The 15,446-nt window shown below is 42.4% G+C and carries 15 protein-coding genes; 11 read left to right on the plus strand and 4 right to left on the minus strand.

Translation table 11 applies throughout. The features are described 5' to 3' along the window. Positions 1-141: 141 nt before the first annotated feature. From PSYCG_RS05445 to purF, 11 genes are all read left to right on the plus strand, one after another. On the plus strand, positions 142-801 hold the full coding sequence (locus PSYCG_RS05445) for an alpha/beta hydrolase (RefSeq protein ID WP_020443298.1): 660 nt from the start codon (positions 142-144) through the stop codon (positions 799-801). 243 nt (positions 802-1,044) lie between these two features. Beyond that, complete coding sequence (gene zapE / locus PSYCG_RS05450; RefSeq protein ID WP_020443299.1) at positions 1,045-2,151, plus strand: cell division protein ZapE; 1,107 nt, start codon at positions 1,045-1,047, stop codon at positions 2,149-2,151. 182 nt (positions 2,152-2,333) lie between these two features. Then, complete coding sequence (locus PSYCG_RS05455) at positions 2,334-2,993, plus strand: nitroreductase (RefSeq protein ID WP_020443300.1); 660 nt, start codon at positions 2,334-2,336, stop codon at positions 2,991-2,993. A gap of 198 nt (positions 2,994-3,191) precedes the next feature. Then, positions 3,192-4,487: an NAD(P)H-dependent glycerol-3-phosphate dehydrogenase gene (locus PSYCG_RS05460; RefSeq protein WP_020443301.1), complete on the plus strand. Its 1,296-nt coding sequence runs from the start codon at positions 3,192-3,194 to the stop codon at positions 4,485-4,487. A gap of 99 nt (positions 4,488-4,586) precedes the next feature. Continuing rightward, positions 4,587-5,045, plus strand: coding sequence for a phosphohistidine phosphatase SixA (sixA, locus tag PSYCG_RS05465; RefSeq protein WP_020443302.1), 459 nt, complete (start codon positions 4,587-4,589; stop codon positions 5,043-5,045). A 117-nt stretch (positions 5,046-5,162) separates the two neighbouring features. Next, on the plus strand, positions 5,163-6,461 hold the full coding sequence (gene gspL / locus PSYCG_RS05470) for a type II secretion system protein GspL (RefSeq protein ID WP_020443303.1): 1,299 nt from the start codon (positions 5,163-5,165) through the stop codon (positions 6,459-6,461). A 2-nt stretch (positions 6,462-6,463) separates the two neighbouring features. Further along, complete coding sequence (gene gspM / locus PSYCG_RS05475; RefSeq protein WP_020443304.1) at positions 6,464-7,024, plus strand: type II secretion system protein GspM; 561 nt, start codon at positions 6,464-6,466, stop codon at positions 7,022-7,024. 238 nt (positions 7,025-7,262) lie between these two features. Beyond that, entirely contained in the window at positions 7,263-7,664 is a 402-nt protein-coding gene (locus PSYCG_RS05480; RefSeq protein ID WP_227500764.1) for a DUF4870 family protein, read from the plus strand. A gap of 169 nt (positions 7,665-7,833) precedes the next feature. Continuing rightward, positions 7,834-8,868 (plus strand): quinone-dependent dihydroorotate dehydrogenase, encoded by a 1,035-nt coding sequence (locus tag PSYCG_RS05485; protein ID WP_020443306.1) that lies wholly within the window; start codon positions 7,834-7,836, stop codon positions 8,866-8,868. A 98-nt stretch (positions 8,869-8,966) separates the two neighbouring features. Then, a complete protein-coding gene (locus PSYCG_RS05490; protein WP_020443307.1) occupies positions 8,967-9,464 on the plus strand; it encodes a CvpA family protein in 498 nt (165 codons plus the stop codon). A 255-nt stretch (positions 9,465-9,719) separates the two neighbouring features. Beyond that, a complete protein-coding gene (purF, locus tag PSYCG_RS05495) occupies positions 9,720-11,255 on the plus strand; it encodes an amidophosphoribosyltransferase (protein ID WP_020443308.1) in 1,536 nt (511 codons plus the stop codon). 111 nt (positions 11,256-11,366) lie between these two features. Here the strand turns inward: purF and PSYCG_RS05500 are convergent, their stop codons facing one another. The 4 genes from PSYCG_RS05500 to secF form a co-directional block, all read right to left on the minus strand. Further along, positions 11,367-11,726, minus strand: coding sequence for an AzlD domain-containing protein (locus PSYCG_RS05500; RefSeq protein ID WP_020443309.1), 360 nt, complete (start codon positions 11,724-11,726; stop codon positions 11,367-11,369). After that, a complete protein-coding gene (locus tag PSYCG_RS05505) occupies positions 11,716-12,447 on the minus strand; it encodes an AzlC family ABC transporter permease (protein WP_020443310.1) in 732 nt (243 codons plus the stop codon). Before PSYCG_RS05505 ends, PSYCG_RS05500 begins: the two co-directional genes overlap by 11 nt. A gap of 123 nt (positions 12,448-12,570) precedes the next feature. Next, positions 12,571-13,989: an MATE family efflux transporter gene (locus PSYCG_RS05510; protein ID WP_020443311.1), complete on the minus strand. Its 1,419-nt coding sequence runs from the start codon at positions 13,987-13,989 to the stop codon at positions 12,571-12,573. Between the two features lie 207 nt (positions 13,990-14,196). Then, complete coding sequence (gene secF, locus PSYCG_RS05515; RefSeq protein WP_020443312.1) at positions 14,197-15,441, minus strand: protein translocase subunit SecF; 1,245 nt, start codon at positions 15,439-15,441, stop codon at positions 14,197-14,199. Positions 15,442-15,446 lie beyond the last annotated feature (5 nt).

Below are 15,446 nucleotides of genomic sequence, written 5' to 3' on the forward strand. Positions count from 1 at the left end.
ATCTGTCTGCTATATTTTTTGACAATTTTCTATAATTAATAGTAAAAATTCGACAGATAGCGGCAATACACAGCAAATCACTTGAAATATAAACCATATCTAGGATAATTGAGCTATTCATTCTTAACTAATAAGTATTATATGCAATTGATTCCCGCTCCTGCTGGCGTGTTAGAAGTTGACGCGCTTTGGCAACAAGACAATTCTAATGATCCAAATACGGATACCGTTGCGCTGCTTTGCCATCCCAATCCGTTGTTCGATGGCACGATGAATAATAAAGTGGTGACGACCATGTACCGCTTTGCTCGTGATAATGGTATGCACGTGGTACGTTTTAACTTTCGTGGTGTTGGGCAATCGACCGGTGAGCATGATTATGCTGATGGGGAAGTAGTTGATGCAATGACCATGCTACAATGGATTGCTGAGCAAACTCCTGCACGAAAATTATGGCTTGGCGGCTTCTCCTTTGGTGGTTATGTGACAGCGCGTGTGGCTGAGCAAGTATTGGTATCACCTCATATATGGGGACTGGATGATTTTGAAATATCTAAGATTGCTCTCATTGCTCCCTCAGTCGAAAAAAATGACAGCAGTGATATAGACTTACCCGCCGATAAAACCTTTGAGATTTATGGTAATGCAGATGAAGTCATCGACCCTGATAATATGCAAGAATTTGCTGATCGACTGGGCATTCCTGTGAGCGTTGTTGATGGCGCAGGACACTTTTTCCATGGGCGCTTGTCTGAGCTGAAAAAGCTTTTGGAGCAGCATACGTATAACGGCGACATATAGTATTAGCTACAGATCGCTTGATACTCTTTAAGCTACCTAAAATAGCTTTGCGCTAATCAGTATTGTTAAGAGTTAACGGATTATTTTTACAACCTTAAGCTGTGTTAACCTAAAGAATGGTTGTGATAAGCCATTCTGATAAACCAGTTGCTACTATCTCAGTGTAAAAATCATAAGTTAGTAGCGATTGTCGGTATTAATACTTTATTCTGATATTTATTTTGTTTAATGATGAGTCGTATTATGAGTTTATCTCCCTTACAGCGTTATGAGCAAGCCATCAGCACGGATGAGTTTACTCGTGATGAGCAGCAGTATTTGGCGATGAGTTACTTGGATGGTCTTTACCATCAGCTCAATGATAACGCGGTACAGAAAAAAGGCTTTTTTAGTTTTTTAAAAGCAAAACCTGTTGCACCCAAAGGTTTGTATATGTGGGGCGGGGTAGGACGTGGTAAAACATGGATGATGGACATGTTTTATGATTCATTGACCATTGAGCGCAAGATGCGTCAACATTTTCATCATTTTATGCAGCGGGTACATCAAGAGCTACATAAGCTGCAAGGCGAGAGCGACCCGTTAGAAAAAGTCGCTGATATCATCTATGCTGAAGCGGTGATTATCTGTTTTGATGAGTTTTTTGTCTCTAACGTCTCTGATGCGATGATTTTGGGTGATTTGTTCACCATGCTATTCAATCGCGGTATTACCTTGGTAGCGACATCAAATATTGAGCCATCTGGACTCTATAAAGATGGCTTGCACCGAGATCGCTTTATGCCAGCTATTGCCGAAGTTGAAAAGCATACCAGCGTTATGAATATCGACTCCGGTATTGATTATCGCTTGCGTGTACTGCAACAAGCTGAGCTATACGAGTCGCCCATGACCAAAGCCAATCATCACTGGCTCGCCAACCGTTTTGCTAGCTTGTCTAACAATCAAAAATTCAGTAATGAGCCTATCACTGTTAATGGTCGTGAAATCAGGATTAATGCGCGTACCGATGACATCTTATTTTGCGACTTCCGTCATTTATGCATGGAGCCGCGGTCGGCATCTGATTTTATTGAAATCGCTAAGCAGTTCAGCACCGTACTTATCAATGCCGTACCAGCGCTTGATGATGATTTGCGGGATCCAACACGACGTTTTATTTATTTAGTTGATGAGTTTTATGATCGCCGTGTCAAATTATTGGTGCGCGCGCAACAGCCGATTCTTGAGTTATATCAAGGACAAAAACTGGCGTTCGAGATTGAACGTACACGTTCGCGCCTGCTTGAGATGCAGTCAGAAGATTATCTGAAAATGGAGCATCGTACTGAAGATTCGGATGCAGCATAGATTTTATTCAATTCTTTAAATATTAAAAACCAGTTGTTGTCCAATACTGTTGGCTACTCTATAACAATATAGCAGCAGCTGGTTTGTTTCTACTTATATCCCATAAAACTATAATAATATTACCTATAATGGGCAAATGTGCCTAACCGCTAAACACCTATAATAATGAATAAGGATAGAACATGAGTACCTCTGAAAAGAGTCACAACCATAATAATGATGAGCCAAACAATACCGAGAGTCCGATAGTAACCAACTCACAAGTGACCGATGAACAACTGATCAATTGGATTAAATCGAGGCGCAGTATCGGTAATCTGAGTATCCCTGCACCGACAGAAAGCCAGATAAAAGCCGCTATTGATTGCGCAGTGACTGCCCCAGATCATAAGAAACTACAGCCGTGGCGCTTTATCGTCACACAGGGTAATGCTCGTCATGAGCTAGGTCGTGCATTTTTGGTGGCAGCTGAAGCCAAAGCAGCACAAGAAGGCGATACCCTATCTGAAAAAGATCGGCAAAAAACTTATAATATGCCACTACGTGCACCCGTTATTATTACTGTCGTCACACAAATGCAAGCGCATAAAAAAGTACCACCCTTTGAACAAATGCTTAGTGCGGGTGCGGCGGTTCAAAACCTTATCTTAGCGCTAAAGGCACAAGGTTTTAGTACGGTGTGGCGTACTGGGTTACTCTGTAATGAGCCTGCTGTTAAAGCATATTTCGATGTAAGTGCAGATGATTATGTCACGGCTTTTGTTTATACCGGCAGCAGCCCTTGTGATATGCCAACGCGCAAGCCGATTGATATTGAACCACTGACGCGCTTTGAGCAATAAAAGTCTTTATTGCGTAATATAGTGGGCAACCAAGAGCATAGCTAAGTAATGACTTAACGAGAATGGCTGTTTGGCTGAGCTAGTAGCCTAAAAAATACTGTTAATTTGTACAAATAATTGTTCATACATTTTGCTGCGCTCACTGTATACTCAGCATAAATCAATTTATCACAAAGTCAGTCAATTCGGATAAAACATATGATAAGCGCTAATGACAAAAGCACAGATACCAATGTAGACAGCACACAAGCTGAGCAAAAAATGGCTGAAAAACAAAATAAATTGTTGTCTGGTATCATTGAGCGTGCTACCAAATCTAGTCTTGGACGTAAAAAGTTAAATCCAAGTGTGGTGGAATCTGCCGTAGCAAAAAAAATGGAAGAGATACATAAAAATCCGACCAAGCTGCGTTTAGTGGTATTAGGCGGCGGTAGCTTTGGCACCGCCATGGCAAACTTAGCGGCACGCAATGGCTGCGATACCACGCTGTGGGTGCGTAACAAGCGTACGGTCAAAGCGATGGCAAAATCGCAAATGAATAAAAAATACCTGCCAGGCTATAAGCTTGATGACCGCCTAAAATACAGTCATGAGCTGCAAGCCGCAGTCAAAGATACGGATATTATCTTCATTGCCGTACCGGGATTAGCGTTTCGCGAAACGCTTAAAAGTATTGCCCCTTTTATTAGTGGTCAATCAATCGTTTCGTTGACCAAAGGGATGGAAAAAGACACCTTTTCCCTGATGAGTGACATCATCAAAGATGAGCTACCTGAAGTAAATTTTGGCGTGATGTCTGGTCCAAATCTTGCTATAGAAATTATGAAAAATATGCCTTCTGCCACGGTAATCGCTAGTGAATCTGAACCATTACGTCATGCCGTACAAGCGGCATTACATAGTGCATTCTTTAGAGTATTTGCTAGTGATGATATCCGCGGTGTTGAGCTTGGCGGTGCGCTAAAAAATATTTACGCCATTGCTATGGGTATGGCAGCTGCTTACGAAGTTGGCGAAAATACCAAGGCGATGATATTGACCCGTGGCTTAGCAGAGATGAGTCGCTTTGGTGTACATGCTGGTGCCAATCCGCTGACCTTTTTAGGGCTATCAGGTGTCGGGGATTTGTATGCAACTTGTAGCTCCGAGTTAAGTCGTAATTATCGTATCGGTAATATGCTTGGTCGTGGTATGACGATTGATGCAGCGGTCAAAAAATTGGGACAAACTGCTGAAGGCGTGAATACCATTCAGCAAGTACATGAAAAAGCCACCAAAGAAGGCATTTATATGCCTATTACTCATGCGTTACATGCCGTCATTTATGAAGACAAAGCGGCGCTTGGTGTAGCCCTGCATTTGATGGAAGCAGGCTTTCGTAGTGATGTTGAATTTGTCATGGAGCACGACCACAGTAATGCTTCGCTGACCGCGCAAATGCAAACTGCAAACAGTCAATTAAAAGAGGATAAAAGTAAGCAGGGTAATAAGTAATAAGAGGTTGTTAGCGCAATAGCAATAGCGTGTCACTAAAAGTGAGTTACTTATAATTTGCACTGGCGATATAACAACAATAAAAAAGGCTGATAACTTATGAAAATTATTTTGATACGCCATGGTCAAGCAGAAGACGAGACGCGTCCCGATAGCGCCCGCCAGCTAACGGATTTTGGTCAGCAACAAGCAAAGCAGACCGCAAAATATATCACTACGCATTATAATCCCGATTATTTTTTGGTCAGTCCTTATGAGAGAGCACAGCAGACACTGGCAAAACTACAGGCACAACTGCCTACTGTTCCATCGAGCATACAAGACAATCTCACACCGTCTGACGATGCGCGTCAAGCGTTGAATGAGATTGCTGACATTGAAGCTAAGTGTCTGGTGGTGGTTTGTCATATGTCTATCGTTGCTTATATCGCAGGGTTGCTAACCAATGACTATCCTGAGTCTTTTTCTTTGGCAGAAGCACGTGTGTTTGAGATGGATTTTGTGATGGCAGGTATGGCACGCGAGATTGCCCGCTTTGTACCGGATCAGCCTTATTAATATAAGTTATTATTGATGGTTAATAATAGTGCTGCTATTGATGGTCCTAGAGCATCTGCCTTTTAGCTAAATGATAGCTTTGATATATTATGGCTTTAACAATTGAGGACACATTTGGTGTTACATGTTTGGTTAAGAGCGCAGCACAGTCCACTAGCGGTCTGGCATGAAGACAGTCAACACTGGCAGTTGGTCGAGGGTTGGCAGCAGCTACAGGATATCTATAGTCGCTATAAAGCAAATAGCCAAAAAGCCATTTGTCTTTATTTTCCTTCTACTCATATGTTACAGGTCGATACGGAGCTAAACAGCACTCAGCTTAAGCAGTTAGGCAGTAGTGGCAAGCAGTACTTATTTGAAGAGACTTCTTTAACGCCTGTTGAGCAATTGGCTATTCGGCAAATGAGTCATAACAACACGCACCATCTATATGCGCTGGCACAAACTGATATCGAATTATGGCAACAGAGCGCAAAGCTTGCTGGCATGAATATCGTTGCTTTATTGCCTGATTTTCTATTACTGCCAATGCCAGAAGAAGGGGCTGGGCAGCAAATTACCCTATATCAAGACAAAGAAACGGTGTTGCTTCGCCAATCTTTATATCAAGGGATGGCAGTCAGCTATTTACCGCTAATCTTTGAGCGTTTTCCGCATTTAAGCGAGGTCTTGATAGTACCTGCCATTGATGACCCTGTTTACGATACCGGCTACGTTTCTGACATCATTATGACTGATAATGAGCTTGCTAATCGAACTGAGCTCGAAAACTCTATAGCAGCAGGCAGCTTTACCGCGATTACAGCTGACATGATAGCTGAGCATCAACTGTTATTAACCACACTAGTGACGACGCCAAAACCACTTGATAACGCAGAGCGTCATGCGCTGAACTTTTTTGTTAAGTCAACGGATTCGCAGTTGTCACCTTATCTTCGTGTGGCGATGATGGTGGCGTTATCGGCACTGGTATTGCAGATGGCGACCGATGCGGTGCAGTGGTATCAATATACTGAGGCAACAACTGCGACTAAGACTGAGATTGCAACACAATATCAGTCTTGGTTTCCAAATGAGCCACTCAGTACGCGTACCAAACTACAAGTTCAATTAGAGCCAAAATTGCGTAGCGATAGCCAAGCACCCGCGTCACATATGGCAGTCCTTTCGCGTATATCCCCTTTGATTAAACAGTCGTCATTAAAGGCGCAAGCATTGGTTATGCAGCCTTCAGCACTTAGCTTTACGTTGATTGCTCCTGATCGCGGCAGTCTTGATCAGTTTACTGCTACACTCGTCGCGCAAGGTTTAACGGCAAAACTAGAGCAAGTGAATGGCAATGAGCAAAGGCAGTTTAGCGGTCAAGTAACGGTCAATGTCATAGAAAACAACAGCAGTGTCGGCAATAAAGGGTAATGATGAAAATACTACAGCACCGTTCCAAACGTAGCACAACGATGCTGCAGACAAGTGCATTATCAGCGCGAATAACAAGCTATCAAAACCTGCTGTTTATACGCTGGCAAGCATTGTCTTCTCGTGACCAGTTAGCTTTGCTATTATTGTCTGCTTTTTTACTACTGTTTGTTGGCGGTTATGGCGGTTATAGTATTCATCAGGCAGCCAATAATAGCAAAAGCGAGTACCAAGAGCAGGTTGCTGATTATTTTTGGTTGCGTGCTCAAGCAGGTAATATTGATAGTAATGCGTTAGTGGCTGCCAATACTACTGATGGTGCAGAGGTAATACCTGCTGCTAATAGTGTCAATGCGCTGTTGACTAACTCAGGCATTGTAGATGCGCAAGTGATTGCTAATGGTGATACGGTACAACTAAGCTTTAATAATCCGAGTCAAGCAGTGGTGAGTGCTGCCCTTGGTAAGCTTGAACAACAAGGCTGGCAATTCACTCAGCTGTCTATGCAGCAAGATTTACTCACTAAAGCGATTCAGGTTCAGGCTACCGTGACCTCATCATAAATGGGCAAGGGGCATTGGAATAAAGTTTACTCAGAAGTAGCCAATAGCTTTTATGCTAACAAACCCATTTATACAGCAGACCTTATTGAAAAAGTACTTCTTAGACACTATAAAATAGCTATAACAAATGTTTCACTTTAAAATTCATGCCTCATTTATGTGTAGGGTTTTATAATCAGCACAATATGCTATGTATGCCATGATAGGTGATCATATAAATAATCCTATGAGTGATAATATGAATAATAAACAAAGCCGCTCTTTAGTAACGTATAACCACATAACGTATTTATTATATGTACTCAGTTATTTTACTGCCGGTTTGCTGTGGATTGTGCCTATCTTTATGAATTATGCCAAACGTCGTGATGCTGATGGCACATGGCTTGCCACGCACTTTGACTGGCAGATTAAAACATTTTGGTACAGCATCGTATGGTTTATCGTGGGTATTGGCATCATCACTTTTGCTCTTGGTAGCTTTGGTGTTAGTATGATGGCGGATAGCGGTAATATCGCTGTCGGCTCAGTATTACTGGCTAGCATTGGTTTTATTATTATGGGTGTTGCCTTTATTTGGCATTTATACCGTATCGTGCGAGGCTGGATTGCTCTAGCGGATGGTCGACCTGTACCTTAATAATTGAGCTATATTTTACTATAGAGAGTAGATAGCTATCTATATTCTCTATAGTAAAATTGGCTGATGAAACTTTGGTCTTATTTCGACTAAGCTGATATAATCGCTGCGCTTGACCACATTGGCTTTCTTTATTCATTTTCACTTTCAAGCAGGGTCTGTCGTTACTATGTCTTATGCCTTACTTCGCCCTTTTTTGTTTAATATGGACCCTGAACACGCGCATGAAATGACCTTATCCTTATTGGATAAAGCTCATAAAGCGCGTGTTTTAGGTTTGGTTTATGGTCAATCTATGCAGCCAACTGATTGCATGGGCTTGCAGTTCTCTAATCCTGTTGGTCTCGCTGCTGGGCTAGATAAAAACGGCGATTATATTGATGCCTTAGCTGAGCTTGGTTTTGGCTTTATCGAAGTAGGTACGGTCACGCCAAAGCCGCAAGCCGGTAATGATAGACCACGTTTATTTAGGCTCAAACAAGCAGACGCCATTATTAACCGTATGGGTTTTAACAATGAAGGTGTCGACTACCTCATTGAAAATGTGCAGCGCTGTAAATACAAAGGCAATATCGGCATTAATATCGGTAAAAACGCTGCAACGCCAGTTGAAAAAGCGGCTGATGACTATGTTTACTGCCTAGAGCGTGTTTACCCACATGCTTCCTACATCACTGTCAATATCTCTTCGCCAAATACCGCAAATTTACGTGACCTGCAAAGCGGAGAAGCATTAACCCATCTGTTAGATGCGATCAAAAACCGTCACAGTCAATTGGCAACAGAATACGGTTTTTATGTGCCATTGGTTCTTAAAGTCGCGCCTGATTTAGATCCAATACAGGTAGATTATATCTCTCAGCAACTGCTGAATTTTGAGATTGATGGTTTGATTGCGACCAATACCACATTGAGCCGCGTAGGCGTTGAAGATTTGCCCGATGGCGATCAAGCAGGCGGTTTATCAGGTCGTCCGGTCAGCCACATTAGTACGCAGATTTTACAACAATTCTCTGATCAGCTGGATGGTAAAGTGGCATTGATTGGGGTCGGCGGTATCGATAGTGGCGCTAAAGCCGTCAAGAAAATCGAAGCGGGCGCAGATATGGTTCAGCTTTATTCAGGGCTTATTTATAAAGGGCCTGGGCTTGTACAGTCTTGTATACAGTCTATCGGTGGTTATTACGACGCGATGGAAAATTAATTTAAGCTATATGGATTACATTAAAAGTATGAAGGCTTGTTATCTAATACTTAATTCAACACCTGATACAAAAGATATAAAGTAACGAGGCGGTATACATGAGTGGTTTAGACATTGTGATTGCTGTTGTGGTGCTAATAGGCTTATGGCGCGGCTTTCAAGTGGGTCTGATTAAGACGGCAGTTGGTTTGGTCGGTTGGTTTATCGCTCTTATTGCAGCAAGTCGATTGGCCGCTTCCGTAGCACCGCAGTTATCGAGTATCATCCAGAACCCTGTCTTACAGATGGCTGCTGCTTTTTTATTGGTAGTGATTGCGATATTGGCTATCATGCACTTGGTTGCCTTTGTCTTTTCAGGTTTCTTAAAAACTTTACGTTTGGGTGTACTTGATAAGATGGCAGGTGGCCTATTAGGTGCTGCTAAAAATGTGCTGATGGTTTTGGTGATTCTTAGCATTAGTGCGCCACTATTGGTACAAATGCCGCAGTGGCAGACATCCGTACTGGCACCTGAGCTGTTACCTTATGCACCTGTCGGTAAAGCGCTCGTCTCAGATATGTTTGGGATGGCTTGGGATCAGGTCAATCAATCATAAGGGTTGAATAAAAAGCTATTCAACCGCATCTAATATTCGTAAAATACCATCCATCAATTACCAATGCTTAATTATTAGCGCTTAATCATCAACCGTTTGTGTCATAGATCATTCTCTTCTTAAAAAGATTTTAATCTTAGCAAACATCATCAGCTTGGCGGCATATGATAGGTCACAAACTAAAGCGACTTTATCAGTAGTGATGCCGTTATTGTGTTTTTAATGTGTGGTTCAAATTCAAAATAGGATACAACTATGTGTGGAGTCGTTGGGGTCGCAGCTCATGAGCCGGTCAACCAAATTTTGTATGATGCCTTAACCATGTTGCAGCACCGTGGGCAAGATGCGGCAGGTATTGTGACTTTACAGGATGGACGTTTATATTTACGCAAAGAAAACGGCATGGTACGTGACGTTTTTATGAATCGCCATATGTTAAAGCTGGTCGGTAAGTTTGGTATCGGTCATGTGCGTTATCCAACTGCTGGCACGTCAAGCAGTGCTGAAGCGCAGCCTTTTTATGTCAACTCGCCTTATGGTATCACTCTGGCACATAATGGTAACTTGACCAATGCTGAGAGCTTGGCGAAGTCGCTTTATCAAGAAGATCGTCGTCATCTAAATACCGACTCAGATTCTGAGGTTTTGCTCAATGTGCTGGCACATGAAATGCAAAATCTAGGCAAAACCCATCCAACGCCTGCTGACATCTTTGAAGCAGTGACAGCGGTTTATGGCCGTGTTGAAGGCGCTTATGGCGTAGTTGCTTTGATTACTGGTCATGGTTTGCTAGCATTTCGCGATCCAAACGGCATTCGTCCGCTTATCTTTGGTAAGCGCATGGCAGCTAATGGCGGCACAGAATATATGGTGGCATCAGAATCGGTTGCTCTGACCGGTTCAGGTTTCAGTATTGTTCGTGATGTTAAGCCAGGCGAAGCTATATTTATTGATTTGGACCATAAATTGCATACGCATCAGTGCGTTGAGCAAAAAGAATATACACCTTGTATCTTTGAATATGTGTATTTTGCCCGTCCAGATTCTATTATGGACAATATCTCCGTTTATAAATCACGCCTACGTATGGGTGAAAAACTGGCCGATAAAATCCTTGCTGAATGGGGTGAAGATCATGATATCGATGTGGTCATTCCTATTCCTGATACCTCGCGTACCTCAGCGATGGAGCTAGCGCTAAAGATGAATATCAAGTACCGTGAAGGGTTTATGAAAAACCGCTATATCGGTCGCACCTTTATCATGCCAGGTCAGCAGCAGCGCAAAAAGTCAGTGCGTCAAAAGCTAAGTGCAGTGCCACTAGAGTTTAAAGGTAAAAACGTCCTTCTGGTTGATGATTCAATCGTCCGCGGTACAACATGCCATGAGATTATCCAAATGGCACGCGATGCAGGCGCGCGCAAGGTATTCTTTGCCAGTGCAGCGCCACCGGTTAAGTATCCAAATGTCTATGGTATTGATATGCCAGTGCGTAGCGAACTTATCGCCTCAGGACATAGCGTTGAAGAAGTGCGTGATATCATTGGTGCTGACCGCTTAATTTTCCAAGATTTGGACGATTTGATTGAAGCGGTCAAAGATACTAAGCATAGTAAAGTTGAAGGTTTTGATTGTGCCGTATTTAATGGCTGCTATATCACTGGTCAAATCAATGAAGCGTATCTTGAGCATCTGCAAGAGCAGCGTAACGACACTGCTAAAAAGGGTAAGAAAGGGGTACAAATAGTCGCTGATACGCCAGTAGATATGATGGGTGTAGAAGAACTTTAAGCCTCTTTATATCTTAAAATAAAGTAAGTAAAAAAAGGCTGGATTCTTAATGAATTCAGCCTTTTTGCTATTAAATTTATTGTCAAAATATATAGTTTTAAGAGTGATTCTTTAGATTAAAAAAGCATTAAACAACCATAAAAAGCCATTAATCGCAGTGATACCTACCACCATGCTGACCAGTAATTGACGGCTAATATGATAGACAAACAATACCAATAATAAAGCGCCAATTTGTGCCATTAGTAAATGCATCTCCGCACTATTGATACCGGTACTTTGTGACAAACCTTGATAAGACAAGCTGGTCAAAATAAGCAGTACCATGACCGATAACGGTAAACTTTCATTTAATCGATGCAGCCAAGGCGTATCCAGTAGCTTTTTGGGTATTAAAGCGGGTAGAGCGCGGGTAATAAAAGTCACTGCTGCCATCGAGAACGTTGCAAAAATCAGATAACTACTGCTCATTACTGCCTCCTTGCACACTGCGCTGCACCCAAACTCCACGGACTAAAATCATAAGCATACAAATCGTAATCGCTACCAATAATAACCAGTTACTAGTAAAAAAAGAGGCGATGACTAAAGCAATGACAGCAATAATAATAGGGAAATAACGTTTGATACTTTGGAATTGCTCATAAGCTAAAATCGCAAATAGACAGACCAAGGCAAAGTCTAAATGTGGCACCAAATCACTGAGAGCGCTACCAATCATTACACCAATCGCACCTGCTAATACCCACCAGCTTTGATTGAATAAGCTTATGGGCACTATCAACGCTTGTCGTGATTCATTCGGCAAACTGGTCATCACCGAAAAAGTTTCGTCAGTTAGAGCAAACAAGCAATAGGTCTTGGCTATTTTATTCTTTGGTAGATATTGTAACAACGGCATGCCATAAAAAACATGACGCAAGTTAATAGCAGCAATATTGGTTGCGATATTGCCAATCGGTAATCCAGCACTTAACATTGGTAGGCAGGCATATTGAGCGGCACCCGCATACAACACCACGCTGAGCATAATCGTTGCCCATACTGGTATACCGGCAACTTGCGCAAGCACACCAAAGGCGATGCCCGCTGGCAAATAACCCATGGCAACTGGTAAGCTTTTTTTAAAGCCTTCTGTCCAGTCATAGCCCTGTACCTGAGTTTGATTGATCTCATTTGATTGAGTATTCACGTCACATCCTAGTTTTTACCATTTTTGTTTGTTATTAAATTTTAAAGGGAGCTTAATAGTGTAATGCTGATCGGTCAATGGTCAATGGTCAATGGTCAATGGTCAATGGTCAATGGTCAATGGTCAATGGTCAAGTTGGAGTTTTTCATAGCTACCAGTTTGATGAGCACGATATAAAAATCCAGCAAGTATCAGCATTCTTAGCAACAATAAACACCATACGCTGAGCCATATGCCCGTCATATCCCACTGCTGATAAAACAACCAACTCAATGGGAAAAAGATAGCCGCTAATATAAGGGCTGCATTGCGAATAATGCTACCTGCTGTTAAACCAAAAAATATCCCATCTAACCAGTAAGCACCAACCCCGACAAGTGGTAACAGGACAGCATATAAATGATAGTCGTAAGCGAGCGTAAAAACAGGTTCGATATTGGTCATAAACTGTAAATATGTGGGCATGGCAAGCCACCATATTGCACTTAGCAGGATAGCAAGGCCGTAGCTCACGATGCCGGTACGCTTCACAATAATGCGAAAGCGTGACCAATCTCGTCGACCCGCTGCTTGTCCACTTAACGTCTCAGCAGAGACTGCCACCCCGTCAAGGGCAAAGGCTGAGATGCTTAATACTTGTAATAAAATAGCATTGGCAGCGAGTATGACGTCGCCGCTTTGAGCAGATAGTCGAGTAATCCAAGCAAAGCTTAACGTTAAAATAAGCGTACGAATAAAAATATCTTTATTTAGTGAAAATAGCCTAAGCATCTTATCTTCATTAAAATGCTGCGGGTCAGCGGTAAATAACGCCTGCCAAGAGATTTTCAAATGTAGACGACTTAACCATAATGCCAATACTACGCCCAGCCAGAACGCAATCGCTGTACCCAATGCAACACCGACCAAGCCCATATCCATTGCAAAGACAAAAAATAGTGTCAGAATGATATTAATTATGGCGATAAAACCTTGTTGATATAGCATATAACGGGTCTTGCCTTGACCTGCAAACCAGCCAATAAAAGCAAAGTTCATTAGCTCAGCAATCACACCCCAAAAGCGCACATCTAAATAGGTCTTTGCTGCATCGCCGCTATCAGGATTGGCGGCAAGCGCTTGTAGACCAATATCAATGAGCCAAGGTTTTACCAGTAGTAAAACGGCACCAATCATAAATGCCAAAACCAAAGCGCGTTGCAAGATGGACAACAGCGGTGATTGCTGACCACGGTTATCTTTTAACTCGCCGTTATGAGCAGTGCTTCTATTATCTAATTGCCCAAGAGCTTGAGCAGAAAGTCCAGATGAGGCATATTGCAAAAAGTTAAAACTGACGAGTAATAGTGATAGCAGTTGTACTGCAAGTCCGATACCAGCAAGTTTTGCCGTATCATTCATATTACCAATAATAGCTGTATCAATGACGCTTTGGAGTGGCATTGCAAGATTTGCCAATAATACTGGCAATGCAATAGCGATAATACGTGCATAGCGAGTATCAATAGGCGGCATAGGACGTGGCGGTAGGATAGATGACATAAGGCAATCGCTTAGATAGGCAGATTAAGAATGCTCATAGGTAGTGCTAAGGATAATAACTTATAGCAGCGCTAAAATTTTTAGGTATTGATTTGATTTTGACCATGATACATAAACAAAAGCACCTAGAGTCTAGGTGCTTTTTTCATGATCACGCTTATCTACTCACTTAATAGAGAATTTACCAAGTGAGCAGGGGTGCCATTATCAATCTTGTTCAAACATCTTTGGATCATTGAAAGTCACGATTTCTTCTTCAAACTCAGGTTTTACTTTGACGATAAAGTCATCACGTGACAGACCCATCGCTAGAGGAATCGAGCTTGCAATATAGGTAGAGGAGTAAGTACCAGCAAGTAAACCAATAAACAGTGCCGCTGAGAACCAGAATAAGCCATCACCGCCCAAGAACAGCATTGCTAATACCACTAATAGCACGGTTGAGATAGTCATAATCGTACGGCGTAGTGTCTCTGTCAATGACAAATCAATCGTTTGACGCGGACTAATACCGCGGACACGGCGGAAATTTTCACGGATACGGTCATAGACAACGATGGTATCGTTCAATGAATAACCAATCAATGCCAAGATGGCTGCTAGTACTGTTAAATCGAATGGGAAGCCAAATAAGGCAAAGACACCGATGGTCACGATAGCATCATGAAACAAGGACAATACTGCGCCAAGTGCCAGTTTGAACTGGAAGCGCAGGGCGACATATCCCAGCATACACGCTAGTGCAAGCACAATCGACATGACTGAGCTTAAGTAAACCTCATTACCCACTTGACTACCGATAATATTCACGTTGCTGATTTCAACATCGTTATTAGGTAGCGCTAATGCTTCGCTCAAGCTGGTGTTAAGACCATCGATGTTATCAGATTGAGGCGGCAAACGTATTAGCAGCTCTTGCGAGGTGCCTAGGTACTGCACGACTGCATCATCAAAGCCATTATCTGCCAACGCAGTAACCACATCACCTTGCTCGACAGATTGCTCATAGCGCACATCTGCTGACACGCCACCGGTAAAATCAAGACCAAGGTTTAAGCCATTAACCGCAATTGCAATGATACTACCAATTACCAAAATGATTGATAAAATGCCCATTGGCTTTTCTATCTTCATAAAAGGGATGATACGCTGATCACCAACGGCTTTGATACCGCCTTCGGCATAGGCAGCTGCATCGTCAGCAGCGTCACCCAATGTTAAGTTAGGATCGATAGCAGCAGGCGCGAGTACTTGACTGTCTTTACTAGCGCTTTTGCCACTCCGCGGATTTTTATTAGCTGATTTTTTAGCAGTGGCGTTATTGGTTTGGGTATTGCTGCCTTTGCCATCACGGCGCGGCTTTTTACGGTGACGCGTAGTTGCTTCATTATTTGAGCCATTCGGTTCAGGATTGTTCTGTTTTTCTAGAGGATTGTTATTATCGATTGCCATAGTTT

The sequence above is a fragment of the Psychrobacter sp. G genome (assembly GCF_000418305.1).
GTDB classification, from domain to species: domain Bacteria; phylum Pseudomonadota; class Gammaproteobacteria; order Pseudomonadales; family Moraxellaceae; genus Psychrobacter; species Psychrobacter cryohalolentis.

Excerpts from the sequence above, each read along its gene's own strand:
- gspM (WP_020443304.1), top strand. The coding sequence starts at position 6,464 with ATGAAAATACTACAGCACCGTTCCAAACGTAGCACAACGATGCTGCAG.
- PSYCG_RS05455 (WP_020443300.1), top strand. The coding sequence starts at position 2,334 with ATGAGTACCTCTGAAAAGAGTCACAACCATAATAATGATGAGCCAAAC.
- sixA (WP_020443302.1), top strand. The coding sequence starts at position 4,587 with ATGAAAATTATTTTGATACGCCATGGTCAAGCAGAAGACGAGACGCGT.
- PSYCG_RS05490 (WP_020443307.1), top strand. The coding sequence starts at position 8,967 with ATGAGTGGTTTAGACATTGTGATTGCTGTTGTGGTGCTAATAGGCTTA.
- PSYCG_RS05510 (WP_020443311.1), bottom strand. The coding sequence starts at position 13,989 with ATGTCATCTATCCTACCGCCACGTCCTATGCCGCCTATTGATACTCGC.
- PSYCG_RS05500 (WP_020443309.1), bottom strand. The coding sequence starts at position 11,726 with ATGAGCAGTAGTTATCTGATTTTTGCAACGTTCTCGATGGCAGCAGTG.
- secF (WP_020443312.1), bottom strand. The coding sequence starts at position 15,441 with ATGGCAATCGATAATAACAATCCTCTAGAAAAACAGAACAATCCTGAA.
- PSYCG_RS05480 (WP_227500764.1), top strand. The coding sequence starts at position 7,263 with ATGAATAATAAACAAAGCCGCTCTTTAGTAACGTATAACCACATAACG.
- PSYCG_RS05485 (WP_020443306.1), top strand. The coding sequence starts at position 7,834 with ATGTCTTATGCCTTACTTCGCCCTTTTTTGTTTAATATGGACCCTGAA.
- PSYCG_RS05445 (WP_020443298.1), top strand. The coding sequence starts at position 142 with ATGCAATTGATTCCCGCTCCTGCTGGCGTGTTAGAAGTTGACGCGCTT.
- zapE (WP_020443299.1), top strand. The coding sequence starts at position 1,045 with ATGAGTTTATCTCCCTTACAGCGTTATGAGCAAGCCATCAGCACGGAT.
- purF (WP_020443308.1), top strand. The coding sequence starts at position 9,720 with ATGTGTGGAGTCGTTGGGGTCGCAGCTCATGAGCCGGTCAACCAAATT.
- PSYCG_RS05460 (WP_020443301.1), top strand. The coding sequence starts at position 3,192 with ATGATAAGCGCTAATGACAAAAGCACAGATACCAATGTAGACAGCACA.